This is a genomic window from Noviherbaspirillum album (assembly GCF_035916955.1).
Taxonomy (GTDB): Bacteria; Pseudomonadota; Gammaproteobacteria; order Burkholderiales; family Burkholderiaceae_D; genus Noviherbaspirillum; species Noviherbaspirillum album.
The window spans coordinates 64,010-89,493 of sequence record NZ_JAWIIV010000014.1; the positions used below are offsets into that span (position 1 = coordinate 64,010).

Genomic DNA, 25,484 nt, shown 5'->3' on the forward strand with positions numbered 1-25,484 from the left:
GCTGCATAGCAGAACAAAATTCCGCATATTGATTGCATTTCGATTTGCTGTATGCCACTATTTCGGCTTGCACGACTTGCAATACCGACTCGGGCACGAGTACCTCCCGACTCTTCGAAGGAAATCCAATGAACCATACCGTCAATCAGCCCGGCAGCCCTTGCCGCATCCACGAAGCCTACCTGACTTGGACCGCAAGCTACCCCGACAAGCTCGCGCTTGCGGACTCTGAACGGCGACTTTCTTATCAGGAACTGGAAGCGGCGGTAGAACAGGCGGCCCGGAAACTTGAAGATGCGGGTGTGCGTGCGGGTGACCGTGTCCTGCTGGTGGCGGAAAACAGCGTGGCGCTCGCGGTCTGTATCCTTGCGGTCAGCCGGCTGCAGGCCTGGTCGGCTACCGTCAATGCACGATTGTCGGCACGTGAAATCGACAATTTCCTTTCTCATTCCGGCGCGCGCGTCGCACTGTATTTCAGTGCCGGTTCGCCGCAGGCCAAGGCGCATGGCGAACTGCGCGGTGCGCAGTCGGTCGAGTGGCCGGCGATCGGGACGCTGATGCTCGGCCCGGTCAACCAGGACGCGGTGACCGAACCGGTGGAAGAAGACGGTGCGCGGCAAGTGGCGGCGATGGTCTATACCTCTGGCACCACCGGCGCGCCCAAAGCAGTGATGCTGACGCATGCCAACTTGTTGTTCATCGGCGCCAACAATTGCCGCATGCGCAAGCTGGTGCCGACCGATGTGATCTATGGCGTGCTTCCGCTGTCGCATGTATATGGCTTGTCCGCGCTCCTGGTGGCGGCCCTGCTCGGCGGCGCTTCGCTTTATCTCGTGGCGCGCTACCAGCCGGAAGCGCTCGCGCATGCACTCGCCAACGATGGCATTACGGTCATGCACGGCGCGCCGGCGATGTACGCCAAGCTGCTGGAGTGGAGCGAAAGCGGTGGCGTTGCCCTGCAGGCCCCGGCGCTGCGGGTGGCGCAGTCTGGGGGCGCGCCGCTGACCATGCCGCTGAAGCAGGCCTTCGAGAAAACATTCGGCCTCATCCTGCAGAACGGTTACGGCATGACGGAGGCCTCGCCTTCGATCTGCCAGACGCGGCTGGATGCGCCGCGCAGCGATTGCTCGGTCGGCCAGCCCATTCCCGGCGTCGAAATCAAGCTGCATGGCGCCGACCAGAGCAGCGAGGGCGTGGGCGAGTTGTGGGTGCGCGGCCCGAACGTGATGAAAGGCTATTACCGCGCCCCGGATCTGACGGCGGAGACGGTCACGCCCGACGGCTGGCTGCGCACCGGCGATCTGGCCCGGGAACAGGACGACGGCGCCATCGCCATCGTCGGCCGCAGCAAGGAGCTGATCATCCGCTCCGGCTTCAACGTCTATCCGATCGAGGTGGAACAGGTGCTGAACGCCTATCCCGACGTGGTGCAGTCGGCGGTCGTGGGCCGCACCGTGGAGGGAAACGAGGAAGTGATTGGCTTCGTCGAACGGGCCCGGGACACCGACATCGACCTGGAATCGCTCTATGCCCACCTGAAAGCCAACCTGTCGCCCTACAAGATTCCATCCGAAGTCATCGTCCTCGACCAGTTGCCGGCAGCGGCCACCGGCAAGGTCCTGAAGAAGGAGCTTCAGCAGCGGGCGCAGCAGATGCTGAATGAAAAGGCATGACTGATGCGCATGCCAGGGCAGCATCGCGGCACCGCATCGAATTGATCGATTTTGTTTTGGCTGCCCGATATCGGATAATGCCGCCAAGCAGCTATTTACCCATCGTCGCGGCTGCGCCTCGCATGCCGCCCGCAACAGCGCATGAGGAAGGCGACCGCAATTGAAACGAGATGCCATGATGGAAGACATCAACGAAGAAGACACCCCGGCGGTCAAGCAGTCCAACGCCAAGGAAGACCGCCATTTCGTCACCGCGCTGGCGCGCGGACTGGAGTTGCTGTCCTGCTTCCGTTCCGGCGAAAAGATGCTCGGCAACCAGGAGCTTGCCGAAAGGGCAAAACTTCCGAAGTCGACCGTTTCGCGCCTGACTTATACGCTGACCAAGCTCGGCTACCTGCAGTACGACGAGGAAGTCGGCAAATACCGGCTCGGCACCGCCAGCCTCGCGCTGGGGAGCGCGATGCTGTCCAAGCTCGACATCCGCCAGTACGCGCGTCCCTACATGCAGGAACTGGCCGATTTCTCGCATGCCACCGTTTCGCTCGGCATGCGCGACCGGCTCAGCATGATTTACATCGAGAACTGCCGCAGCCAGGCGGCGCTGACCTTGCGGCTGGACGTCGGCGCACGCATTCCGATAGCGCAGACCGCCATGGGCCGCGCCTATCTCGCCGAAACTTCCGGCAGCGAGCGCAGCGACATCCTGGAGCGGGTGCGCGAACTCGACGAACTCAAATGGCCGGCCATCCATGAAGGCGTGACGCGCTCGGTCGAGGAATACCACCGCATCGGTTGCTGCACCTCCTTCGGCGACTGGCAGCATGATGTCAATGCCATCGCCGTCGCCTTCCGGCCCGCCAACGGCACTTCCATCCTGAGCATTAACTGCGGCGGCCCCTCCTTTAATCTTTCACCCGACTTCCTGCTCAACGAGGTCAAGCCACGTCTGCTGGAACTGGTCGAGCGCCTGAGCCGCCTGTAGGCTGGCCGTGCGGCGCCGGCATGTGCACGGCGTCGCTATCCTCTTCGAACGACGTCGTGATCGGCCCCTTGCCGCTGTAGCGGTCCAGGTAGAGATAGATGACCGGCGTGATGTACAGCGTGATCACCTGCGAGAACATCAGGCCGCCGACCACCGCCAGGCCCAGCGGCTGGCGCAGTTCGGCGCCGGCGCCGAGGCCGAGCGCAATCGGCAGCGCTCCCATCACGGCCGCCAGCGTGGTCATCATGATGGGCCTGAACCGCAGCAGGCAAGCCTGCCGTATCGCTTCCTGCGGCGACATGTGCTGGTTGCGCTGCGCGTCCAGTGCGAAGTCGATCATCATGATTGCGTTCTTTTTCACGATGCCGATCAGCAGGAGGATGCCGATGGTCGCGATGAGCGTCAGGTCCATCCCGAACAGTTTCAGCGTGAGGAGCGCGCCGACCGCTGCTGAAGGCAGTCCGGAGAGAATGGTCAGCGGATGGATGAAGCTTTCATACAGCACGCCGAGCAGGACATAGATCACCAGCAGCGCGACGACTAGCAGCATCGCCTGGCTGGATTGCGAATCCTTGAACACCGCCGCGTCGCCGCCGTAGGTCGTGATGACGCTGGCCGGCAGCTTGATTTCATCCTGGAATTGCTGGATCTTCGCGGTCGCCACGCCCAGCGGCACTTCCGGCGCAAGGTTGAAGGACAGGGTGATCGCCTGCAACTGCCCCTGGTGATTGACCGAGGTCGGGCCGACCGTGCGTTCCACCGTGGCGAAACTGGTCAGCGGCACCAGGTTGCCGTCGCTGCCGCGTACATGGATCTTGGCAAATGCACTTTCATCGCGCTTGAATTCATCGCCAACCTGCATGATGACCTGGTAGTCGTTGCTGCTGGTATAGATGGTCGACACCTGGCGGTCGCCGAAGGCGCTGTACAGGGCGCTGCGCAGGTCCTGCATCTGCACGCCGAGCAGGTTGGCCTTGTCGCGGTCGATGCGCAGCGAAGCCTGCAGCCCTTTAAGCTGCGAATCGCTGGTGACGTCGCGGAACGCGGGGTCGTTGCGCATCTTTTCCATCATGCGCGTGCTCCAGTCATTGAGTTCGCCGGCCTGCACGCTCTGCAGGATGTACTGGTACCGGCTCTTGCTGGCTCGTCCGCCGAGTTGCAGATTCTGTATCGGCCGGAAATAAACCGACATGCCGGGCACGGTGCGCAAGTCCTTGCGCAGGCCTTCCAGCACCTTGCTCATCTCGTCCCGCTCGCCACGCGGTTTCAGGTTCACGAACAGCCTTCCGCTATTCTGGGAGCTGTTGCTGCCCCCGCCCAGCGTCGAAGCGACGCTCGCTACATTGGGGTTGCGTCCGATGATGTCGGCTATCTGGGTTTGCCTTTCCGCCATCGCGGTGAACGAGATGTCTTCCGGGCCCTCCGTTGTAACGCTGATCTGGCCGATGTCCTCCTCCGGGAAGAAGCCCTTGGGAATGGTGATGAACAGGTAGGCGGTCAGCGCGAACGTCATCAGGGCGACGCCCAGGATGACCGAGCGATGCCGCAGGCTCCAGTCCAGCGAACTGGCATAGCGCCTGTGCGTGCCGTCGAACAGGCGTCCGAAGCCGTGGACGACGAAATTCTCCTTGCGGCCATGCTGCTCGGGCTTCAGGTAGCGGCTGCTCAGCATCGGCACCAGCGTCAGCGAGACCACGGCGGAAACGAGCACCGCCAAGCCGACCACCACCGCGAATTCATGGAATAACAGGCCGATCACGCCCGGCATGAAAAAAATGGGAATGAACACCGCCACCAGCGACACTGAAATCGAGACGATGGTGAAGCCCATTTCCTTCGAGCCCACCAATGCCGCCTTGAACGGCTGCATGCCGTTCTCCACGTGCCGCACAATGTTTTCCAGCACTACGATCGCATCGTCCACCACCAGCCCAACCGCCAGCGTAATGCCCAGCAGCGAGATATTGTCCAGGCTGTAGCCGAAAGCATAGAGCAGGGCGACCGCGCCGATCAGCGAGACCGGCAGCGACAGCGTCGGTATCAGCGTTGCGATGAAGCGCCGCAGAAACAGGAAGATCACCATGACCACCAGTGCCACGGTCAGCGCCAGCGTGAGGTTGACGTCATGGATCGCCTCGCGCACCGACACCGAGCGGTCGTTGAGCAGGTTGATCTGGATCGAGGCCGGCAGTTGCGCCTTGAAGCGCGGCAGCATTTCATGGATGGAATCGACCACCACCACCGTGTTCGCATTCGGCTGGCGCTGGATGGCGAGCACAATGGAGCGTTCGCCGTTGAAGCGGCTGGCGGTCTTGATCGATTCGTAGCTGTCCTGGACTTCGGCGACTTCACGCAGCCGTACCGGCACGTTGTTGCGGCTCGCCACGATCAGGTCGGAAAATTCCGCTGCGCTCTTGAGTTGCTGGTTGGCCTGGATGGTGAGCGTCTGGCGAGGCCCGTCGAGCACGCCGACCGGCGTGTTGGCATTGGCCGCGCGTATGCCCGTCAGCAACTCGTCCATGGTCATGTTTCGGGCGGCGAGCAGCGCGGGATTGACTTTGACCCTCACTGCGTAACGCTTCTGGCCGTAGATATTGACCTGTGCCACGCCGTTGAGCGTGGAAAGGCTGGGGGAAATCAGATTTTCGGCGAAATCATTTAGATCGGAAATGTTAAGCGAAGGCGAGGTCAGAGCCAGCAGCAGAACCGGCGCGTCGGCCGGATTGACCTTGCGGTAGGAGGGCAGGGAGGTCATTTCCTCCGGCAGCGCCCGCTGCGCACGCAGCAGCGCGGCCTGCACGTCGACTGCGGCCGCATCGATGTCGCGCGCCGTATCGAACTCCAGCGTCAGCGAAGTAGAGCCTAGCGTACTGGTGGAACTGATGACGCTCAGGCCGGCAATCGTTGAAAACTGCTTTTCCAGCGGCAGCGCGACTGAGGACGCCATGGTTTCCGGACTGGCGCCGGGCAGCGAAGCGCTGACATTGATCACCGGCGTGTTGTAGCTCGGCAGCGCCGCAACCGGAATCTTGAGATACGCCAGGATGCCGGCCACCACCACGGACAGGCTGAGCAGCACCGTCATGATCGGACGGCGGATGCAGAGTTCAGAAATATTCATGGTGCGGACTTTCCGGATGTGCCGCCGTTGCCGGCGCTTTGTGCTGCCTGTACTCCCTGGGTGCCGGCATTGGCATTACCGGATTTCTGCGAGCCATTCGCGCTGCCCGTTTCATTTACGCGGCTGCCGGGACGCAGATTCTGCTTTCCGTCGACGACGATGCGCTCGCCTTCCTGCACGCCCTTGACCACGGCCTGCGCTCCGAACGAGTACAGCAGTTCAACCGGCCTGGCCTGCGCGGTCCTGTCCTGGCCGACGACATAGACAGTGCTGGCGTCGATGCCGGTAATGATCGCGGCCTGCGGAATCACGATGGCATCGCGGATCTCTCGTACCGTCGTGCCGACGGTGACATACTGGCCAGGCCAGAGCAGCTGGTCGGCATTGGCGAATGCCGCCTTCACCCGGATGGTGCCGTTCTGCGCATCGACGGCGTTGTCGATGAATGTCACCTTGCCTTCCACGGTGTTGCCGTTCGATGCCCGGGCGCTCACCTTGACGTCGCCCGCCTTCTGGGCTTCGACCAGCGCTCCGAGCTCCGTTTCCGGGAGTGTGAAGGTGACGGCGATGGGATCGATCTGGGAAATGGTGACCAGCGGCGCCGAAGCGGGTTGGACCAGGCTGCCCGCATACACCGAGATGGCGCCGGCACGCCCGGCGGAGCTTGCTCGGATGCTTGCGTAGCTCAAGGCCACCCGGGCCGCCTCGATGGCCGCCTTGTCGGCCTGAACGGTGGCGCGCGCGCTGTCGACCTGGCTTTGGACGGTATCGACGGCGCTGTGCGATATGAAGCCCTTGCTCAGCAGGTCCTGGCTGCGGGCCAGCTGGCGCTGAAAGTCGGCCAGGCTTGCTTCGTCCTTCTTCAGCTGGGCTTCGGCTTTCTGGAGGTTGACCCGGTCGGCACGATCGTCGAGCGTGAACAGAAGATCTCCCGCCTTGACGAACTGGCCTTCGCGGATATGAACCTTGGCGATGGTGCTTGAGACTTGCGGCCGCACCTCGACGCTGTTGAGCGAACTGACATAGCCGTTCGCTTCCAGCCGGACCGGAACCACGGTGCGCTGTGCGGGCACGGTGTTGACCAATACCGGCGGCGGCTGGTTACCCTGCATGGCCGCCGGTTTCTCCGCCGGCTTGAGAAAATGCCAGGCGGCGCCTGCCAGAACGAGCATCAGGAGAACGGGTATGAGGAAAGTCTTTTTCATGAAAGTCCGAAGCATGCGCCGAGAGGCCCGTGGCGGGAGGCCCTGGACACGGCTCAAAATTAGTTAGCCATGCGAACTATTCTAGCATTTGCGTTAAAATCGTTCGGATGGGAACCATGAAGCCAATTGCAAAATTCATCGAGATGCAGCCGCCGGGCACCATCCAGGAAAAATTCGGTGTCGCCATCGGCGATGTCAGCCGTGCCTGGCGCGACAAGGTGACTCAGCGTCTCAAACCAACCGGTCTGAGCCAGTCGCGCTGGACGGCCCTGCTTTACCTTTCGCGCATCGATGGCGGACTTGCCCAGTCCGACCTTGCGCGTATGCTTGGCATCGAGGCGCCGACAGTGACCCGTCTCGTCAAGCAACTTGAGGATGCCGGCTGGGTTACGCGGCTCGCGCCGCCGGAAGATGCGCGCGTCAAGCTGGTGCGCCTTACGCCGAAGGCAAAACGCGTGGTGGTGCGCATCAATGCCGCCATCTCCGAACTGCGTGCGGAAACGGTCGGCAGGCTGAGCGACGAACAGGCGCAGGCGGGTTTTGACGCACTTCAGCTTCTCCAGAAGCTGATCGATGACGCCTAGCGCATGCAAGTGTCGTTTCACGGCGTATGAAATCCAGGGCTGGTTCATGTAGACGCCACCCCCTATATTTTGTTCGCCTGCCGACAACCCTTCCGTCAATTCCTCCAAATTACTCCCGGCAGATGGAGTCGCGGGTACGCTGACGCGGCAATGTTCATCCAGCCGAATAATGAGCACGTTGCGCGGGAATGCATGGCACGCACGTGGCTAGGCGGCTAGATGCGTTGTCATTCATTGCCGCGGTCACTGCCGGAATGTTGGTCATAGTTATGGCCATCATTGCCGGATGACTCAGCCATCGCCATGCGCCAGCGCGGAATTCGGTCCGAAGCATGATTGATGCTCCCGCATCGATAGAAAAGGACGGGCCGCACGCAGAGATACCCGGTCGCTACTATGGCGAACCGGGTGGGGCAGGGCTTGCGGCTGGGCTTGTTAAAGGCTCATGAGAAAGGTAACGGAGAGCGCGCTGCTTATTGCCCTAATTAATTCATGGCCTTTCATACCGCTCAAGCCGGCTCAGGCAGGCTCAGGCAGGCTCCTGCCAGGCAAACAAAACCTGGCCTGCCTTTGCGTTGGTTTCCTTTTTTACTTTTACGCCGGCGAATAAATTGCTATATTGCAAATCGACGGGCGTCCTGATTGAATAAAAAGAAGCAGCTGACTTGCATCCTTCCCGCTAGGAGACGATTGATCCAGATCAATCAGCATGATTTACCTCAACGTTATGATGAAACTCTGATTCTTTTATCAATGCGCTCTGCCCGCGCAATGCATTTACAGTGAAATTAAGCAAGTTTTTAACCTGTTTTGTCTTGAAGAGGAGTTGCAATGACTGATGTCGTAATCGTCGCTGCGGGACGTACCGCCGTAGGTAAATTCGGTGGGGCGCTGGCAAAGACCGCAGCGTCGGACCTGGGCGCGCATGTAATCAAGACGCTGATTTCCAAGACAGGGATTGCGCCGGAGATGGTCAGTGAAGTCATCATGGGTCAGGTGCTGACGGCCGGCGTCGGGCAGAACCCCGCGCGCCAGGCAGTGATCCGCGCCGGCCTGCCGGACATGGTGCCCGGCATGACCATCAACAAGGTTTGCGGCAGCGGCCTCAAGGCAACTCATCTGGCGGCCCAGGCAATCATGTGCGGCGACGCTGAAATCGTGATCGCCGGAGGCCAGGAAAACATGAGCGCATCGCCGCATGTGCTCAACAATTCCCGCGACGGCTTCCGCATGGGTGACGCCAAGTTGGTCGATACCATGATTGTGGATGGCCTGTGGGATGTTTATAACCAGTACCACATGGGCATTACCGCTGAAAACGTCGCCAAGAAATACGGCGTTTCCCGCCAGGAGCAGGACGAATTCGCCACCGCATCCCAGAACAAGGCCGAGGCGGCTCAGAAAGCGGGCAAGTTCAAGGATGAAATCATTCCCTTCGAAATCCCCTCGAAAAAGGGCTCGATCGTTTTCGACTCCGACGAGTTCATCAAACCCGGCGTGACGCTCGAAGCGCTGTCGGCGCTGCGCCCGGCATTCGCCAAGGACGGCACCGTCACCGCCGGCAACGCTTCCGGCATCAACGACGGCGCCGCAGCGGTGATCATGATGTCCGCCAAGAAGGCGGACCAGCTTGGCCTGAAACCTCTGGCCCGCATCCGCGCCTATTCGTCAGCCGGTGTCGATCCGACCATCATGGGCATGGGACCGGTCCCGGCTTCCCAGCTGTGCCTGCGCAAGGCCGGCTGGACGCATGAGGAAGTTGACCTCATGGAGATCAATGAAGCCTTCGCGGCGCAGGCCATCGGCGTCAACAAGGAAATGGGCTGGGATACCAGCAAGATCAACGTCAATGGTGGCGCCATTGCCATCGGCCATCCGATCGGCGCTTCTGGCTGCCGTATTCTGGTCACCCTGATTCACGAAATGATCAGGCGCGATGCCAAGCGCGGGCTTGCCAGCCTTTGCATCGGCGGCGGCATGGGTGTTGCCCTTGCCATCGAGCGCTAATCAGCGAGTTGTTCAGCAGTCTGTTGCAAGGCGTTGTATTTGTTTTAACTCATAAGCAAAGAGAGATAACAACATGGCAAGAGTCGCATTAGTTACCGGTGGCATGGGCGGTCTGGGAGAGGCAATCTGCATCAAGATGGCGGCACTGGGGTATCAGGTAGTCACCACGTATTCCCCGGGCAATACCAAGGCGCAGGACTGGCTGGCATCGATGGAATCACAGGGCTTTAAATTCCGAGCGTATCCATGTGACGTTTCTGACTATGATTCCGCGGTGTCATGCATCAGCAAGATCACCGAGGAAATCGGCCCGGTGGACGTGCTTGTAAACAACGCCGGCATCACGCGCGACATGACTTTCAAGAAAATGGACAAGGTCAATTGGGATGCGGTCATGAAGACCAATCTCGACTCCGTGTTCAACATGACCAAGCCGGTATGCGACGGCATGCTGGAGCGCGGCTGGGGTCGCATCATCAATATTTCTTCCGTCAACGGGCAGAAGGGTGCGTTCGGCCAGACCAACTACTCCGCCGCGAAGGCCGGGATGCATGGCTTCACCAAGGCGCTTGCGCTGGAAGTTGCACGCAAGGGCGTGACTGTCAATACCATTTCGCCAGGCTACATCGGCACCAAGATGGTCATGGCGATTCCGTCGGAAGTACTGGAATCCAAGATCATTCCGCAAATTCCGATGGGCCGCCTGGGCAAGCCGGAAGAAGTTGCCGGCCTTGTGGCCTATCTCGCATCCGATGAGGCCGCCTTCCTGACCGGCGCCAACATTGCGATCAATGGCGGACAGCACATGCATTGATGATCGAATCCGGATCATTAACGCACGGCCATGAAAGAAAACCCTGATCCGCACTTGCGGTCAGGGTTTTATGTTTTTGGTCAGCGTAGATGGAACCAGGGGAGGGCGAAATGTCTTCCTATGCCGTCTCGGCTGTGCTTGCATCGACCAGCGCCTGCATTCGCTCGACGAGCTCCGGCATCGTGACGTATCCGGACGTTACCAAGTCGAGCGCTCCTTCCCGTTCAAGGACCAGCGTCGGAAATCCGGCGACCTGCCAGCGCTTGGCCTGTTCGATATCATGATAGGTCGCCATGACGGCGGCTTCGGACTTGAATGCTGCAAGGAAAGTCTCTGCATCCATCGGGGTGCCTGCGGAGGTAATCGCCCGAGCTGCAATGTCGCAGAGAATTTCAGTCCGGGTTACGTCTTTGCCGTCCGCGTAGAACGCCGACTGGATGGCCTCAAATACCTTGAGGCAGGCCGCCGGTGCGAGCATGCGGGTGGCCACCACCGCGCGGCAGGCCGGCTCGGTGTTGTAGATGAAATTCTCGCCGTCCAGCGCCGTCGGCGCCAGGCTCAAGCCGGTGCGCTCGCTAACCTGCTGCCAGTGCATCTGCAGCTTGGTCTTCAGTACATCGTCCATCGGTACGGTGTTGTAGGCGCGCAGGCCGCCAACGACAATCTCCACCGGTAGACCGGGCAGGCCATCCAGCAGCGCCGTCAATTCGGCGCTAAAACCATAGCACCAGGAACACATCGGGTCGGCAATATAGATTAGGCTCGGCATGGCTTGCTTTCTTGATATCGGTCATTCGGATGGAGATGTATGGCCGATACTATCCGATACCGGCACTCGCCCGTCGCATGAACATCCCCGGAATATCAAGCCTGTTTGCGGGAATGCCGCGGATCCGCTTGCAAGCATGAACTTACAGGCTGGATAAAACTCTATCCGCCAGGATTGTTGACATCGCTGCAAGCATTGCCTGTGCATGCGATGTCGCCCTGTTTATTTGGAAATTGAGTCCTACACTGATTTATCCAGCGTCGTCTTACTCGGAGAGGTTTATGCGGAGCGATTACATCCATCGGTTTGGTGCGGAAATTGATGAAGCGCATGAGAAAATGCGCAAGGACGTCATGCGGACTATCGAGTCGCATGGGAGCAAGACCATCGCCGACCTGCCTGATATGACCGAGGGCGAACGCGTTAAATGGCTGTTCTGGAACCTGCATGAGAACCTTGAGGATTTCCGGAGACTGGAGCCGACGCTCATCGGTCAAATCATGTGTACCCAGCTGACGGTCACCGACGGCTTGTCCATGGCGACTGAAAAGGTCGGCATGCAAAAGAAGATCGCGCTCATCTGCAGATGGCATTTGCGCCTTGCCTATACCTCTTACCAGAACGAAGAGGCATATCCGATCGGCGAGGGTTCCGTTGATCTGGCGGTGGTCGACTCCACGCCGGAGCAGCCACCCTTGCAGAAGAACCAGAAGGGTTTTCTCGATTCCGACAGTTCGCTTTACCCGAACCAGCTCTATCTCTACGGCTGGGTGACGCCGCCCATCTGGGATTCAATCAAGGAGCACTTGTATTCGCCGACTCCGAATTGCCACACGGACCTGATCCTGCGCGACGACTGCCTTTTCCCGGTCAAGAGTGGATTCGACTTCGTTGCTGGACCGCCAGGGGCGATCGGCATCACCAATCTTGAGTTCTGCGTATCGTCGCACTCGGTGGAAAGGCGTTCCAGTCGACGTACCGAGACATTGCAGCGCTAAGCCGGGCGCGGCTCTATTGCGATAGGAGCCGACCGCGAAACAGCAGGGCCAGGGTGCGCAACACGAGCCATGCAATGACCGCGGTCGCGGTGAAGAGCGCAAGTGTGCCGATCCATGACGGCCATCCGCCACGGTGACCAGCCTCGAGCACGATGCTTGCGAAGGCCGCTGCCGGAAATGAAAATGACCAGAAGCCGATTGCAAACGGAGTGCGGCTCCACCAGTGATAACGGGCGAAGACACTTACGATCGGCAACATCGTCATGCCAATGCCGACTGCAATGGCTTGCGCGGAAAGCCCGGGCCAGATAGTGGCCGCCGCAAGTGTCGCCACGGCCGGCGGGGCCAGTTCGATACCGATGGTGGCGCGCAGGGGTTCGGGCATTGGGCCTTCGAACAATTGACCGAGAACACGCATCTCGAGAATTGCCCATCCCGAGACGCCGGTCCCGAACAGCACGGCTGCAACTACTTCATGATGAAGGGAGGCCAGTGTCATCGCTCCCACCAGGAAGCCGGCGACTACAGGCAGATATAAGGCGGGAGTCACTGCATTGTGCGGCAACTTGCCGACTGCAAGCAGGTAGACGGTTCGGCAGGCAATAAGTCCGTTCAATCCCAGTGCGCAAACGCAGGCCAGCAGCCAGATTCCTTGACCCGGTTGCTGCAGGAGAAAGATTGCAAGCAGGGCCGACAAGGGGAGCAGCGACAGCAGTGCGCCTTGTACCGGATGGCGGAATTCGGCCAGCACTGCTTGCGAATGTCGCCTGCATTTGAGAAGGTAGAGCAGGACCGAAACGATCCAGACTGCAAGGGCCGGAAAGAAGATCAGATCACTGATTCCCTGTGCAGAACTCAAGCCGTATGCGTCCGCACGGCGCCATGCTCCTGCCAGGCCGAACAGTCCTAACGAGATTGCGAAAATACCGGCGGGAAATCTTGCCAGCCACGAGCCACGCTGCGGAGTGTTGTTTGGGCCGAATAGATAATACAGACGCGCGCGAGGAGAGTCGTCATTCATCGTTACTGTTTCCGATCTTGTGTGCACGCCGCGCATTTCCATGTGAGACTGAATGAGGAAGCGCCGGCCTTTACGTCCCGAATGGTCGCTTGAACAGTCCCTTAATCTTAATCGAAATGCGGATGTGAGGCGATATAGACCAAGCTAACGAGTCGGCCTTGGTTCTTCTTTAAAGCATCACACAGATGTAGTTAACGCGCCCAAGTACGTCTTCCGCGTTGCACAACAACATCCTTGAAGTCAGTTGCCAGCCACTCTAGAATGAGCCCTGTTGCTACGCACAATATATCGCAACTTTTCCATGCTGTCCGTGGTCTATCCTGCCTCATCTAGGAGATAACATGTTCCCATCGCAAGACGCCATTTCCCAAGCAGCAAAAGCCAATATCGAATCCAGCCTGAATCTGTACACCACCTTGAGCGGCAAGGCACTCGAAAGCATCGAGAAGTTGTGGACCCTTAACCTGACGGCGGTAAAGGCATCGCTGGATGAGTCGTCGGCGACGACGCGCCAATTGCTATCGGCCAGGGATCCTCAGCAATTTGCTGCGCTGATCAATGCACAAGCCAAGCCCACGCTGGATAAAGCCATTGCGTATAACGGCCACCTGGCCAATATCGCGAGTGGCGTCCAGGCAGAGTTCTCCCGCGCGGCAGAGCAACAGTTTGCTGATGTCAGCCGTCAGATCGGACAATTCGTCGATGAAGCTGCGAAGAATGCGCCTCCCGGCTCCGAAAACGCCGTAGCGATGTTCAAGACCGCATTTGGCAATGCGGCTGCAGGCTATGAGCAGTTCAATAAAACAGCCAAGCAGGCGGTGCAGGCGTTCGAAACGAACCTGACCAATGCCGCAAGCCAGTTCACTCCGGCAGGCAATCAAACCGTTAACCAGAACGCGACTGTCTGATCGCCGATTCCGGTTTCCGAACCGGAATAGATCTGGACACTCGGGATCAAAGGCCGCAATGCGGCCTTTCTTTTTGCAGCCGGCTTCCCAATCAATGAATCGCCTTTGAGGACCTTGTAACTTCATTCGCAAATCAGCGCATGGAAATGTCGACCGAGGTGAAATCCGGCGCGAAGCTTTCCTTCTCAATCCGGAAAGCGTTCGTCATAAAGGAAATCGTATGGTAATACCCTGTGAGAGCGACCATTTCCAGAAGTTGCTCTTCACTGAATTCCTCGTACAGTGATTTCCATAATTCATCGCTCACATCGGACTTTTCATGCAATTCATCGACCAATCTCAGTAATAGCGCGTCATCTTTACACCACGCAGCAGGCAATGACTCGCGGCTTGCGCGAATTTCTTCGTCGCTGAGACGAGCCTTGCCGGCGAAGAGGGCAACGTGAACTCCCCATTCATATTCCGAGTTGCACCGCGCGCAGCTGCGAAGAATGATTAACTCGCGTTGGCGTAGCGTCAATGACCCCTTGTCCAGCAGGCTGCCCGCGAACATGCGCGTCAGCACACGAGGGCTATGCGCCATCACGCGAAACAGCTTGAGCGGCGCTTGCCCTGGCGGGGTGATGCGGTTCAGCGCTACCGCCACAGCGGAATCGTACGGTTCATCCATTGGTGCAAGTCGTGTATCGGCCTCAAATTTGCGCATCATATCTCCTTAGTGAAAAAAGCACGCCTGAATGCTAATTCGTTATGGACGACGTGCTACGTTTACTGTAGCATGATGCTACATATTTAGTAGCGGGAATTTCATGGCATCAGTTAAACCTGGAATGCCTGTTCGTGGTTCGCGGACAGGACGGCCCGTCATGGCCTTGCTCGACATGCTCGGCAGACGCTGGGTACTGCGCATCTTGTGGGAGTTGCGTGATCGGCCGCTGACTTTTCGCGAACTGCGCGAGCAATGTGACGGCATGTCACCCACCGTACTCAATCAGAGGCTGCGAGAATTACGCGATGTGGATATCGTTTTTTTGGACGACCCTGCAGGATATGCGCTCAGCGCGCAGGGGAAGGAATTGCTCGAGGCGCTAATGCCCTTGCAGCGCTGGGCGGATCGCTGGGGCAAGGGGTGGGAAGGGAGCGAGGACAAGAGCGAAGGCGAGACGGAATCCTGAGCGCGGCGCTCCCCATTCGCAGCAATTCGAAGCTAGAGTTGAAATTCAGCTTTCCGTCAAGCGGATTCTTATATTACCGAGACTGACCATCTGACCGGGCCGGAGCTTGCATGTTTTGCGCATTTCTATCTGGCCGTCCACTGACACTTCCCCGCGGGCGACGATCGCCTTGCCGGCGCCGCCGCTATCGGCAATGCCCACGAGCTTGAGCAACTGATTGAGTTCGACATATTCGCCTTGTATCGCGAACTCAATCGCTCGAATGCGCGTCATTGATGCTTCTCCAGTGTCTGAGTTGCCTTGTCGAGCCAGACGCTCAGATTGGTCTGCAGATCGTCTTGACTGAACGAGCAGCTTTCTTCCGTAAAGAGACTGCCCGCTTCCATGCGTCCAAGCAAATCCTCCATCACTTGACCATAGCGTTCCGGCAGCGCAGCAAGCAAACCTTGCTGGCTGCGCCAGATCTTGCAGAACTCGCTTAGGCTCATTTGTTTCGCATTCAAGGCCGTGAGCGAGGTACGAAGCAATGTCAGATTTGAGTCGAAGGACATGTGGTGCTGTTTGGCTGGAAAAGGACGCATTGTAGCGGAATGATCGTGCTCACAGCTGCTTGGCATCGAAAGTATTGCATGCGGTGACCTGGCCTGACTTGATTCCCTGCGTGAACCATCGAACCCTCTGTGCCGATGTGCCGTGCGTAAATGAATCAGGCACTACATGACCTTGTGCCTGGCGCTGAAGCGCATCATCGCCGATTGCACTGGCTGCATTGAGAGCCGATTCCACGTCACCCGCTTCAAGTATGTTGCGCGCGCGATTGGCATGGTGCGCCCAAACGCCTGCAAAGCAATCGGCTTGCAATTCAAGGCGTACGGAAAGCGCATTGCCTTGTGCCTCCGACGTGCTTCGCCGCGCGGCATGGACTTTATCGGTGATGCCCATCAGGTGCTGTACATGATGACCCACCTCGTGTGCAATCACATAGGCTTGGGCAAATTCACCCGACACGTTGAAACGCTGCTGCATCAGGCGATAGAAGCTGAGATCGATATAAATCCGCTGGTCACCCGGGCAATAGAAGGGGCCCATTGCGGATTGACCCGCACCGCAGGCTGTCGGCGTGCTTCCCGAAAACAGGACCAGGCGTGGTTTTACATAGGTGCCGCCTTGCTGGCTAAAGATCGCAGTCCACGTGTCTTCGGTATCGGCCAGCACCGTGGAGACGAATCGGGTCATCTGGTCCGAGGCCGAGGGTTGCTGCGCCGACGTTTGCTGGGAAACTGAAGTGCCCGATGATCCGCCGGTCAACAGGCTCAAGACTGTCATGGGGCTGACACCGAGAAAGTACGACGCTACAAGTGCAATCGCAACCGTACCGAGTCCTATGGATCGGCCGCCAAGCATTCCTCCGTATCCGCCGGCATTGCCTCGCCTGTCTTCAATGTTTTCGCTTTCACGATTGCCTTCCCATCTCATGCTGCCTCCACGAATGAACATGACTTTTCATTTGCATTAAAAGCAAGAATCGAGCGCGCGCAGGTAAACCTATGAGTAAAGAAGGCCACTAGATTCTGAAGCTTTTAGCAAGGCATGTCGCGTTCAAAGCCACTGTAATTCTTACAGACTCATATCTGCAGCCATGAGGACCGCAGCCCGAGAAATTTGGTTGGAACGAACTAACTGCAAGCGGTAAGTTCTGTACCGCAGAGTTCTTTCTTCGAATAAGAACAGTGACCGAATTCGGCCGCATGTGGAAAAAATAGCGAAGATAGCTACCAGCGAAAGGAGGTGGAATCAGTATGCTGCCTTAAACAGGCGCCTATTCCAAAAAGGGGAAGCAACTAACGAAGAGGACGCTGACAAAGACTGCCTGCCGTCAAATGACCGCGTCAAGCGATCTAGAGACCTTGAGTACGTAAAATCTTGGGAACTGCGCGTGGAAACGCTTGAGTTGGGCGAAAAAAAACCCGCTGCAAGAGCGGGTTTAAATCCAATTCAAGGAGAGTTGGAGGAGACAAGTTCACTTTAATGCATCGCACAATAAAATGCCGCTTTTTTTCCATGATATGAGGTATTCATCAACTCGATATCTCGAAAAAGGAAAACCCCGCAAAGACAATGCTATACGGGGTTCCTGTCTCTCTCGTCGTCCTGGATTGGATTTTTTTGTTACAGCGGGCAGATATTACACCGAAAATTTCAAAATATTTGAAAAGATTCTTTTGTGAATCTAAAAATTTTGCATCTGGCGGTCCGCACTATCAATACTTTCCGAATTTCATTCGCCCGCTTGGTCTCCGTGGATTCGCAGTTGAATTGAAACGGGCTTACTACGTCTATCGTGCCAGTTGCCAACTAATTGGAGGCAAGCTGGTGTTTATTTGGTACAAGCCAAAAAATAAAGTTGCAATTGCGCATCTACTTTCATAAAGTACATTTACTCCGGTTTTATGTAATAGCGGCATTAAATGAACGTAACACACAGTCGTGCTTACTTGCTCTGCATTCTTATGGTGTCGGTATCCGGCGTGGCGCATGCGGAGAAGGTCAAGAGCGTTGAAGACGGCAATACGATGACTATCGTTCTCGATAATCGGCCGGTACCGCTCAAGCTTGCGCACATCGACGCCCCGGAAAAGAAACAGGCATACGGAGACGCCTCCCGCAAATCGCTTGCGGATCTTTGTCTTGGAAAGAATGCGGTGCTCCAGAACAGGCAGCTGGACTATTCAGGCACCTTGGTCGCGGTGGTGCAATGTGATGGCAGTGAAGCCAATCGCCTGCAGGTTGAACGTGGCCTGGCTTGGGTAGATCCAAAGCACAATAATGATTTATCTTTGCCGGCACTTGAAGCGATGGCCCGCCGTGATCGCCGAGGACTCTGGAGCGATGACGACCCGGTTCCTCCCTGGAAATTCCGCCGGCCGCCACGCAAGGCCAAGCTTGCTCATGTACAGCATTCCGACGATGCGATATGTTTTGTCGATAAATGGGGAGGCTATCGAATCGTAAATGGGGATCGCCGCTACGGATGCTGAGCCGAAGATTTACGGCGGACTGTTACGGGCATGCTCAAATCAAGGCTTCGGGATCCGTAGTGTCTTGCTTATCATCATGCTTCCTGAGACCACGAATATCAGGACCAGCGGATGAAAGTTCCAAGGGCCGATTGTCCATACGCCGCCATACAGCGCATCGCCTATCCGGTTCTGAAACGCGGCGAATGCAAGGATGGCGGTAAGAACAACGCTGGTCGGTATCGGCGTTCCTTCAAAATATGCGACTTTTTCACCGCCCTGTGATAATTCCTCCGCCGTTACATTGAACCGGGCCAGGCGACTGACGCCGCAGCAAACAAAATAGATGAGTGCGGCGGCATCCCATCCGCCTTGTAGTCCAACGGCAAAGCCGAGCGTTGCCGGCGCTACGCCAAACGAGATGACATCGGCTAGCGAATCCAATTCACGGCCGAGCGGCGAGTGCTGATGCCGCCATCGCGCGATCATTCCATCCAGCACGTCAAAAAGAAATGCTAGCGGCGCCATCGCAGCGGCTGCAAATAAATACGTTGGTGATCTTGACGATACATATAGCATGGTAAAGAACACCGCAGCCACGCCACAGGCTGCATTGCCCAATGTGAAAAAATCTGCAAGATGGAAGCCGCGGATCATTGAAAAGTGTCGCGGTGTTTTCATGCCATAGCCCATAGAAATTTACAATCGATAGCTCGCGCGTATAGCGCTGACCATGATGTGATTGCATGAACGCTAATAAGGTTTCGCATGCAAATGCCCGGATCACCTAAAATTGATTCAGGGCAAAGCGAGGGCTTTCCGTGGTTTGAGAGAAGGTCCAATCAGGCTTGATCAAGCAAGACGGATGATGACTTGGGAAGTCTGCTGGGAATATGGAATGGGTGAAAATCTGCCGTTTCGAAGGTGATCGTCGAAACGGCAGCAGGGTCGGCTTGCTGCGGCCCGTTGCCGCAGGCGGTCAATCAATGCACGTTGGCCGTTGTGCCTTTACCGGCATCGGGCTTGCCAATAGGAGCCGCGAGTTTGTCAATCGTTGCTTTCTGGCGCTGTGTTGCCTTCTGAGCTTCCTCATTGGCACGTCGGGCTACTTCATCCGCAAGCGCCGTAGCTGTGCGGCTAGTTGCCGGGACATGAACTTCCGCGGTCTTTGCCATATCGACTTGCGTATTGGCGGCGATATTCGTCAATTGCTGCTGATATGCCCGAAGCCGTTCCGCAGCGGGCTGTACCTGACCGGCAGCGATCGAAATGGCTTCATAGGGATTTTGCGCGCTGGCGACTTCCCGAGTGCTGTGAAGCGTATCCTGAAGCACGCTTTGCGCAATGCTGATGTTCAAATCATTGATTCTCTGCACTGACGTGAAAAGCTGCTTCGACAGTTCGGACATAAACGTGAACTGCGATTCGAGATGCGCTTTTGCCGAGGGCGGAAGAGATTGGTTGAAGAGGAACATGTCGACTCCGAAAAATGTATAAGTTGTGGATCAGGACGAGCAAGGAATTATCGCTCGCGTAGTTCAAGCACCGAACATCGGTGCGGTGCGCTTAGGATCAGTCAGGCGCCCGAGCACGAAGGCGGCATTATGCGGCCGGGCGATTCGCCTGTGCCTTCTGTTCGTCGCTGCGCTCAAACGTGGTTTTGAATCGTTCGAACGCGGCTTTCTGACGAGATGCCGCCTTCTCGGTTTCCTCATTGGCCTTTCTCGCGACTTCATCGGCGACCGCTGCTGCGGTGCGGCTCGCGGTCGGAACATGAGTTTCCGCAGTTTTTGCAAGGTCAGCCTGCGTGCGTGCGGCGATGTCGTTCAAATGCTGCTGGTATTCGCGCACCCTTTCTGCGGAAGGCTGTGCCTGCGCTGCCGCAATCGAAAGTGCTTCGTAGGGATCCTTGGCCACGATGACTTGCTGTGCACTCGACAGCGAGCCTTCAAGCATATTCTTTGCCGTCTGAACATTAAGCTCATTGATTTTCTGGGCGGTGTCGAACATCTTTTGCGACAGGTCAGAAAACATCGAATACTGAGCATCGATATGCGCTTTCAGGGCCGGCGTAAGTTCCTGCGAAAAATTAAACATTGCGATCTCCTGGTTGACCAGACATGAGGAATACGTTTGGCGCATACGCTCATACGCCAAAACGAGCTTCTGTAGAGCCTGATGAATTTGGCAAGTTCCTAATTCGAGGAAGAATAATTTTGCGTTGCACAATAGCAGGTCTTATAGGAGAAAAACTAATTCAAGTATTAAATATGTTGCACATGCGATCGCGGTTATTGTCGTGATCGCGGTAACGCATTAGCCAGCAGGAGGAATGGAGTTTGAATGCCCGGTGTGGAACATTGAATGGCCGTTCCGTCCACGAGAAGCTTATGTCGCCCGTCATGTTTGCCTGCATTTGTCGCCTCGAAGCAAATGCATCGCCGCCATATTGCTAATCCTCAATGCATGGGCGTTGCGCGCCATTACACTGAGGCGGTCATTAAGCATTCAATGAGCGATTTATGTGGCATTTCATCGCAGGACGCTGTGGAACTTGCGGCGCAAAAAAAGAATGGAACGAGCGTGAATGTCACGGCTGCCATACCAAGCGAAATCCCTATGCAGGTATTTTGCTTGGATTCACGTTGACTCTTTGTGCGCTAGGCATCGTTGTAATCGGCACCCAAGCCTGAGACAGAACTTCATTTCAGTTTGTCGCTTACTGACCTCATCCCGGATGCCGGCCTCACTTAAGGCATCCCTAGATATTTCGGATCCGGTGATACATAAGCAATCACGGCATGATCAAGCATGCCTGGCGGTGCTACTTCCCGGAGATCGAACGAGTCGATGGTGCGTGCCACATTGAACTGCCACGCGAACGATTTGCCGCCAGCCATAAAACGCACCGCATCGCCGCCCTGGATATTGACGTGGCGCGTGTCCGGATGAATCACGATGACGTGCTGTACGGGAGCCGCAACGTCAATGGCTTGCCCGTAGAGATCCTGGAAACTCGTGCGGGTAATGCAAGCGCTTAGCAGACTCGACGCAAGCATGCATGCGGTCAGAATGAATGGGGTCTTCATATTCATTTCCAATCAATGATCGTTCTTCGAGACATCGTTCCTTGCAAAGTTTATTACTGCTGATTCTGGCCAGGGTATTTACATTACTCACTATTGGTAACAAAACACAAGTCGGGAATTGTAGAAAAAACATTGAATCAGGGAAATTGAAGTGTTGAAATCTACTTCCGTTAATTTTATTCGGCATGCGATCTCGTGTCGCGCATTGAGCCGACGTAGATATGCCCACTTTTCAAGCTCCCGTTACCCTGAAACGCCTTGCCTTGGCTACCTCGACTTCCGTTCTGCTGGCGGCATGCGGCGGCGGCGCGGACAATGGTCTTGCAACAAGCGCCAGCAACGATGTATCCGCAGGTAGACCGCAGACGGCGGCCAACGCGACGGCTGCAAATGCTGTTGATTCACCCTCCGCCCCCTCGACGGCAACAACTGGCGGAGTGGCGAATTCGACGCCGAGCGGAACAACTAGCTCGGTAGTACCGGTCGTGCCGGTAGCACCGGCAGAACCGGCAGAACCGGCAGCACCGGCAGCACCAACTCAGAACACCTCGCTTCCGCCCCTGGCGATGCCGTCATCCATCGCCAATGGCAGCACCGTGCAACTCGAATGCGGCCGTTTATATCAGGGTACCCTCGATCTAAGGGGAAAGTCGAATGTCGTAGTCAACACGGTGGGAAATTGCGGCAAGGCGGTTCTTTCGCCGGGGCAGGCAATCAATGGCTGGGTCCGGCACCAGGGAAATATCTACTCGGCGCCCGTCGGATTCGATGTGGCGCAGGTAAGCATTTCAGAGCAACCATTGCCGAAAGCCCACTGGCCGAGCGCTACACAGGTCTGGGCGCGCGCAAACGCGTCGAGCCAGTCCAGCCTTTCGTATGGCATGCCCAATGCGGATCTTGTCGGTGCGACGCTGATATTCAAGCCCTATGTCTGGGCAATTGAAGCTCGCAGGATTACAGCTTACTCCGGTAACACCATGAGCCTTGCAAGTACCGGAAACGTCAATTTCGGCGGCTATGCGCTCGGTGGTCAGGTTGACTTTTACGTCGAGGGAAAATTGTGGATGCTGGACGAGCCGGGCGAATGGGCGGTCAGCAATGGCAGGCTATACGTCTGGGCTCCGGACGGGCTGTCGCCCGAAGGACGCGTATGGGCTTCGCCCGACAAGGATGGCATCGATGCAAGCGACTCCCAGGCCATTACCGTGGACGGTGTCGCCATTTCCGGTGCAGCCAATGGCATCAACGCCACCGGCGCCGTCAATCTCCATGTGCTTAACGTCGACATTCGCAATTCTTCGGGTAACGGCATTTTGAATTCGGGAGGCTCCGGCCTGCGAGTCGATGCGGCGGCGATACGCAATTCGAGGCACGATGCGATTGCCCTCAAATGGGGTGGAGGCGGCGAACGCATCACCAACTCGACCATCGATGCATCCGGAAGCTACGGCATGCCGACCAACTCGCATGCCGCAATCAACCTGACCTTGAGCGACAGCGCGGTCGTCGAGAACAATAGGGTGACCAATTCCGGGTATATCGGAATACGCGTGTTCCGCAATGCCGTCGTGTCCGGAAACACGGTTGACGGCGCATGCAGGACGCTCACGGACTGCGGCGGCATTTTTACTTCGTCGCCGGAGCGCACGGTCCTTAACACGCGCATTGAAAACAACCTGGTGCGCAACGTCGGACCCGAGCAGATTCTGGCTTGGGGAATCTATCTGGGCGACTATGCCAACGGAACTTCGGTATCAGGCAATACGGTGACCGGCAGCGGCAATGGGATGGAAATACTGAACGGTTATGACAACACCGTGTCCGGAAATGTGTTTGCGCAAAATACGCAGGCACACGTGCAGATCGTGGAGGCGGGCGCATCCTCGGTAGTGCGGAATAATGCCTTTAACAGCAATGCATTCTCGATAACCGGCAGGCAGGAGATATATCGAATCAGCAGCGATCTGGGAACCAGTGCGGTGGCCCGGTTCGGTACCTATTCTGGAAACCGCTACACCAGTACGTCTTCGATCTTTGCTAATTTCAACGGCGAAGCATTGAGCTTCACACAGTGGCAGTCGAGAACAGGACAGGACGGCAACTCCGTGCTCAATGCGCATTGATTGCTCCAGGCGCCTCATAGCGCAATAGATAAAACGCGGCGCTGCACGCCGCGTTTTTATTATGCTGTCATGGATGAAATCCACTCAAATATTCGATTATTCATCCTCCTGCCTGCCGGGAGCAATTTTGCTTGCGGGGGGCTCCAATCGCTCCTGCAGACGCTGCGCAATTCTCTGCAGGATGCGCAATCTTGAATGGAGCGTGTAATTGTCAATCAGCTTTGCCCGAGTCGCTTCTTCCAAGGCGGCGATCTCTGCGCGAACCCTGCGCAGCCTCCATCTGTAGTACCACTTCATTGCCGCTCCATCTGCATAAAAATCCATGATCCGGATAGACCATGATGGGCAATGCTTGTTCCACTTGAGAAAGCAGCAGTTGTCGTATCAGCTCAACGCCATTCACAGCGATTGAGCTGAGAATATTGGGCTTCCTGATCGTTTCCGGGACGCTTCCAGTCTTGCTGGCAGGTGTAATCCAAATTCCTGCCAGTAGTCTGCGGTGGACCATTCGAGACGCCATGCTTTCCGTTGCATTGATGTTGCAAAGTCGGCCTGTCCCGTTGATTACACTCAACACGCCGGGCCGCCATCATTCTAGAGTGGTGCAAGGCGTGTTTAACGGCATGAAATCCGTTCGAACGGCTGGCACATTGCATTGGTTGGTCCGCCATTCTCCGCATCGCGCGCATGCGTGAGACGCCGCAGCCGACCGTTTCACGAACGGTATATCAAGTATGACAAGTGTAACGCCACGGCCATAGCGCGATACAAAATGCGGATCATCATCACGTCAAAGACAGGAGATTAATATGTTGCGCCATGCACGGAAATCAGTGACAACGCTTGCGGTGCTTCTTTCCGCACCATGGTTCCTGACGGGCTGTGCGTCGGTCGCACCCGGCATGCATATGCAGGGCACGCATGGTTCTTCGGATTCAGGAAGCATGAGCGCGTCCGGCTCGGACATGACCAATGCGGTTCTTAAACCGATCACGCCACAGCTGGTCAAGATGGAAAGTGCGTTGCGCGAAAAGCAGCTCAGCCAGGATATCAGCAAGCTCCTTGGGAAACCTTCGCCCTATGCGATCGATAGCGGCGATGTGCTGTCTATCGTTGTCTGGGATCATCCCGAGCTGTCGAACAGTGCGACGACTGCGACAGGAATGCAGGCCGGGACAGGGGCAGATGCGTCGACGTCCGCAACGACGGCACCTCCTGCGGGATTCATCGTCGACCATCAGGGTGAAATCCAGTTTCCCTATGCCGGCAATGTCAAAGTGTCCGGCTTGACGCAGGAGCAGGCGCGCAATCTGCTGACCACCAAACTTTCGAAATTCCTACGCCAGCCGAGAGTGACCCTGCGTGTGCAGTCATATCGAAGCAAGCGGGTGTATGTGGATGGCGAGGTAAGAAATCCCGGCCTGCAGGCGATCAACGACATCCCGATGAGCTTGATGGAGGCTCTCAATCGCGCAGGGGGTGTCATGCCCACCGGCGACCAGAGCCAGATCGTGATCAATCGCGCGGGAACGAACTACGATATCAACCTTCCCCAGTTGGTTAAGCGCGGCGTCAATCCGGGCAGTATCATGCTGGCGGACGGTGACGTGGTGCGCATCCGGTCGCGAGACGAAAGCAAGGTTTTCGTCTCGGGGGAAGTGGTGAGCCCGCGTGCCCTTACGATGCATAACGGGCGCCTGACGCTGAACGAGGCACTTGGCGAGTCGGGCGGGGTTAATCCGCTTTCCGGTGACGGCAGCCAGATTTATGTCATTCGCAAAAACGGAACGGACCAGGTGGTGTATCAGCTTGACGGACGCTCGACTGGCGCGCTGGCCATGGCGGAGGGATTTGAATTGTCGCCGAAGGATGTGGTGTATGTGGCAGCCACGCCGCTGGCGAATTGGAACAGGACAATCAGTCTGATCCTGCCCAGTGCCTTGTCGTCGGCAGTTGGCGTGTTGAATCCATTGAAATGAGGTATCCGATGACGCGCCC

24 protein-coding genes are annotated in these 25,484 nt (G+C 57.1%); 11 read left to right on the top strand and 13 right to left on the bottom strand.

From position 1 onward, the window contains the following. The first annotated feature begins 128 nt into the window (after positions 1–128). Entirely contained in the window at positions 129–1,673 is a 1,545-nt protein-coding gene (locus RY831_RS17120) for a class I adenylate-forming enzyme family protein (RefSeq protein ID WP_326507596.1), read from the top strand. A gap of 178 nt (positions 1,674–1,851) precedes the next feature. Next, entirely contained in the window at positions 1,852–2,655 is an 804-nt protein-coding gene (locus RY831_RS17125; RefSeq protein WP_326507675.1) for an IclR family transcriptional regulator, read from the top strand. Here RY831_RS17125 and RY831_RS17130 read toward each other — a convergent pair. Continuing rightward, a complete protein-coding gene (locus RY831_RS17130; protein ID WP_326507597.1) occupies positions 2,609–5,776 on the bottom strand; it encodes an efflux RND transporter permease subunit in 3,168 nt (1,055 codons plus the stop codon). The genes RY831_RS17125 and RY831_RS17130 overlap by 47 nt on opposite strands. Beyond that, positions 5,773–6,981 carry an efflux RND transporter periplasmic adaptor subunit gene (locus RY831_RS17135; protein ID WP_326507598.1) on the bottom strand — a complete coding sequence of 403 codons (1,209 nt, stop codon included), beginning with the start codon at positions 6,979–6,981 and terminating at the stop codon, positions 5,773–5,775. The genes RY831_RS17130 and RY831_RS17135 overlap by 4 nt, the downstream gene beginning before the upstream one ends. A gap of 116 nt (positions 6,982–7,097) precedes the next feature. Between RY831_RS17135 and RY831_RS17140 the strand changes: the two genes are divergently transcribed. The 3 genes from RY831_RS17140 to RY831_RS17150 all read left to right on the top strand — a co-directional run bounded on the left by RY831_RS17140 (position 7,098) and on the right by RY831_RS17150 (position 10,386). Further along, positions 7,098–7,565 (top strand): MarR family winged helix-turn-helix transcriptional regulator, encoded by a 468-nt coding sequence (locus RY831_RS17140; protein WP_326507599.1) that lies wholly within the window; start codon positions 7,098–7,100, stop codon positions 7,563–7,565. A gap of 831 nt (positions 7,566–8,396) precedes the next feature. Then, on the top strand, positions 8,397–9,572 hold the full coding sequence (locus RY831_RS17145; protein WP_326507600.1) for an acetyl-CoA C-acetyltransferase: 1,176 nt from the start codon (positions 8,397–8,399) through the stop codon (positions 9,570–9,572). Positions 9,573–9,645: 73 nt separating this feature from the next. After that, the gene (locus RY831_RS17150; protein ID WP_326507601.1) at positions 9,646–10,386 is read left to right on the top strand and encodes a beta-ketoacyl-ACP reductase; all 741 of its coding nucleotides are present in this window, start codon (positions 9,646–9,648) and stop codon (positions 10,384–10,386) included. Positions 10,387–10,504: 118 nt separating this feature from the next. Here RY831_RS17150 and RY831_RS17155 read toward each other — a convergent pair whose 3' ends face one another. Beyond that, positions 10,505–11,155: a DsbA family protein gene (locus tag RY831_RS17155; protein WP_326507602.1), complete on the bottom strand. Its 651-nt coding sequence runs from the start codon at positions 11,153–11,155 to the stop codon at positions 10,505–10,507. A gap of 281 nt (positions 11,156–11,436) precedes the next feature. Between RY831_RS17155 and RY831_RS17160 the strand changes: the two genes are divergently transcribed. Then, positions 11,437–12,153 (top strand): hypothetical protein, encoded by a 717-nt coding sequence (locus RY831_RS17160; RefSeq protein ID WP_326507603.1) that lies wholly within the window; start codon positions 11,437–11,439, stop codon positions 12,151–12,153. Positions 12,154–12,166: 13 nt separating this feature from the next. Here the strand turns inward: RY831_RS17160 and RY831_RS17165 are convergent, their stop codons facing one another. Further along, positions 12,167–13,216 (bottom strand): SLAC1 family transporter, encoded by a 1,050-nt coding sequence (locus tag RY831_RS17165; protein WP_326507604.1) that lies wholly within the window; start codon positions 13,214–13,216, stop codon positions 12,167–12,169. Positions 13,217–13,515: 299 nt separating this feature from the next. On the opposite strand from RY831_RS17165, the gene phaP reads away from it, so the two are divergent. Further along, positions 13,516–14,082, top strand: a complete 567-nt coding sequence (gene phaP / locus RY831_RS17170) for a TIGR01841 family phasin (protein WP_326507605.1) — start codon at positions 13,516–13,518, stop codon at positions 14,080–14,082. Positions 14,083–14,215: 133 nt separating this feature from the next. Here phaP and RY831_RS17175 read toward each other — a convergent pair whose 3' ends face one another. After that, positions 14,216–14,791: a carboxymuconolactone decarboxylase family protein gene (locus tag RY831_RS17175; protein ID WP_326507606.1), complete on the bottom strand. Its 576-nt coding sequence runs from the start codon at positions 14,789–14,791 to the stop codon at positions 14,216–14,218. Positions 14,792–14,948: 157 nt separating this feature from the next. Between RY831_RS17175 and RY831_RS17180 the strand changes: the two genes are divergently transcribed. After that, entirely contained in the window at positions 14,949–15,257 is a 309-nt protein-coding gene (locus tag RY831_RS17180; protein ID WP_326507607.1) for a winged helix-turn-helix transcriptional regulator, read from the top strand. A gap of 45 nt (positions 15,258–15,302) precedes the next feature. On the opposite strand, the gene RY831_RS17185 is transcribed toward RY831_RS17180, so the two are convergent. From RY831_RS17185 to ypfJ, 3 genes are read right to left on the bottom strand one after another with little or no spacing between them, the layout of a single operon-like run. Next, positions 15,303–15,530 carry an RNA-binding S4 domain-containing protein gene (locus RY831_RS17185; RefSeq protein WP_437126284.1) on the bottom strand — a complete coding sequence of 76 codons (228 nt, stop codon included), beginning with the start codon at positions 15,528–15,530 and terminating at the stop codon, positions 15,303–15,305. Continuing rightward, a complete protein-coding gene (locus tag RY831_RS17190; RefSeq protein WP_326507608.1) occupies positions 15,527–15,808 on the bottom strand; it encodes a hypothetical protein in 282 nt (93 codons plus the stop codon). The genes RY831_RS17185 and RY831_RS17190 overlap by 4 nt, the downstream gene beginning before the upstream one ends. A gap of 49 nt (positions 15,809–15,857) precedes the next feature. Then, a complete protein-coding gene (gene ypfJ, locus RY831_RS17195) occupies positions 15,858–16,733 on the bottom strand; it encodes a KPN_02809 family neutral zinc metallopeptidase (RefSeq protein ID WP_326507677.1) in 876 nt (291 codons plus the stop codon). A gap of 992 nt (positions 16,734–17,725) precedes the next feature. Between ypfJ and RY831_RS17200 the strand changes: the two genes are divergently transcribed. Next, entirely contained in the window at positions 17,726–18,295 is a 570-nt protein-coding gene (locus RY831_RS17200) for a thermonuclease family protein (RefSeq protein ID WP_326507609.1), read from the top strand. 39 nt (positions 18,296–18,334) lie between these two features. Here the strand turns inward: RY831_RS17200 and RY831_RS17205 are convergent, their stop codons facing one another. From RY831_RS17205 to RY831_RS17220, 4 genes are all read right to left on the bottom strand, one after another. Then, complete coding sequence (locus RY831_RS17205) at positions 18,335–18,955, bottom strand: CDP-alcohol phosphatidyltransferase family protein (protein ID WP_326507610.1); 621 nt, start codon at positions 18,953–18,955, stop codon at positions 18,335–18,337. Positions 18,956–19,257: 302 nt separating this feature from the next. Then, positions 19,258–19,749, bottom strand: coding sequence for a phasin family protein (locus RY831_RS17210; RefSeq protein ID WP_326507611.1), 492 nt, complete (start codon positions 19,747–19,749; stop codon positions 19,258–19,260). Positions 19,750–19,876: 127 nt separating this feature from the next. After that, a complete protein-coding gene (locus RY831_RS17215) occupies positions 19,877–20,503 on the bottom strand; it encodes a phasin family protein (RefSeq protein ID WP_326507612.1) in 627 nt (208 codons plus the stop codon). A gap of 521 nt (positions 20,504–21,024) precedes the next feature. Then, positions 21,025–21,369, bottom strand: a complete 345-nt coding sequence (locus tag RY831_RS17220; RefSeq protein WP_326507678.1) for a CzcE family metal-binding protein — start codon at positions 21,367–21,369, stop codon at positions 21,025–21,027. A 215-nt stretch (positions 21,370–21,584) separates the two neighbouring features. Between RY831_RS17220 and RY831_RS17225 the strand changes: the two genes are divergently transcribed. Beyond that, the gene (locus tag RY831_RS17225; RefSeq protein WP_326507613.1) at positions 21,585–23,486 is read left to right on the top strand and encodes a right-handed parallel beta-helix repeat-containing protein; all 1,902 of its coding nucleotides are present in this window, start codon (positions 21,585–21,587) and stop codon (positions 23,484–23,486) included. A gap of 211 nt (positions 23,487–23,697) precedes the next feature. On the opposite strand, the gene RY831_RS17230 is transcribed toward RY831_RS17225, so the two are convergent. Further along, positions 23,698–23,994, bottom strand: coding sequence for a hypothetical protein (locus tag RY831_RS17230; RefSeq protein WP_326507614.1), 297 nt, complete (start codon positions 23,992–23,994; stop codon positions 23,698–23,700). Positions 23,995–24,430: 436 nt separating this feature from the next. On the opposite strand from RY831_RS17230, the gene RY831_RS17235 reads away from it, so the two are divergent. Further along, positions 24,431–25,465: a polysaccharide biosynthesis/export family protein gene (locus RY831_RS17235; RefSeq protein ID WP_326507615.1), complete on the top strand. Its 1,035-nt coding sequence runs from the start codon at positions 24,431–24,433 to the stop codon at positions 25,463–25,465. Positions 25,466–25,484: the final 19 nt, after the last annotated feature.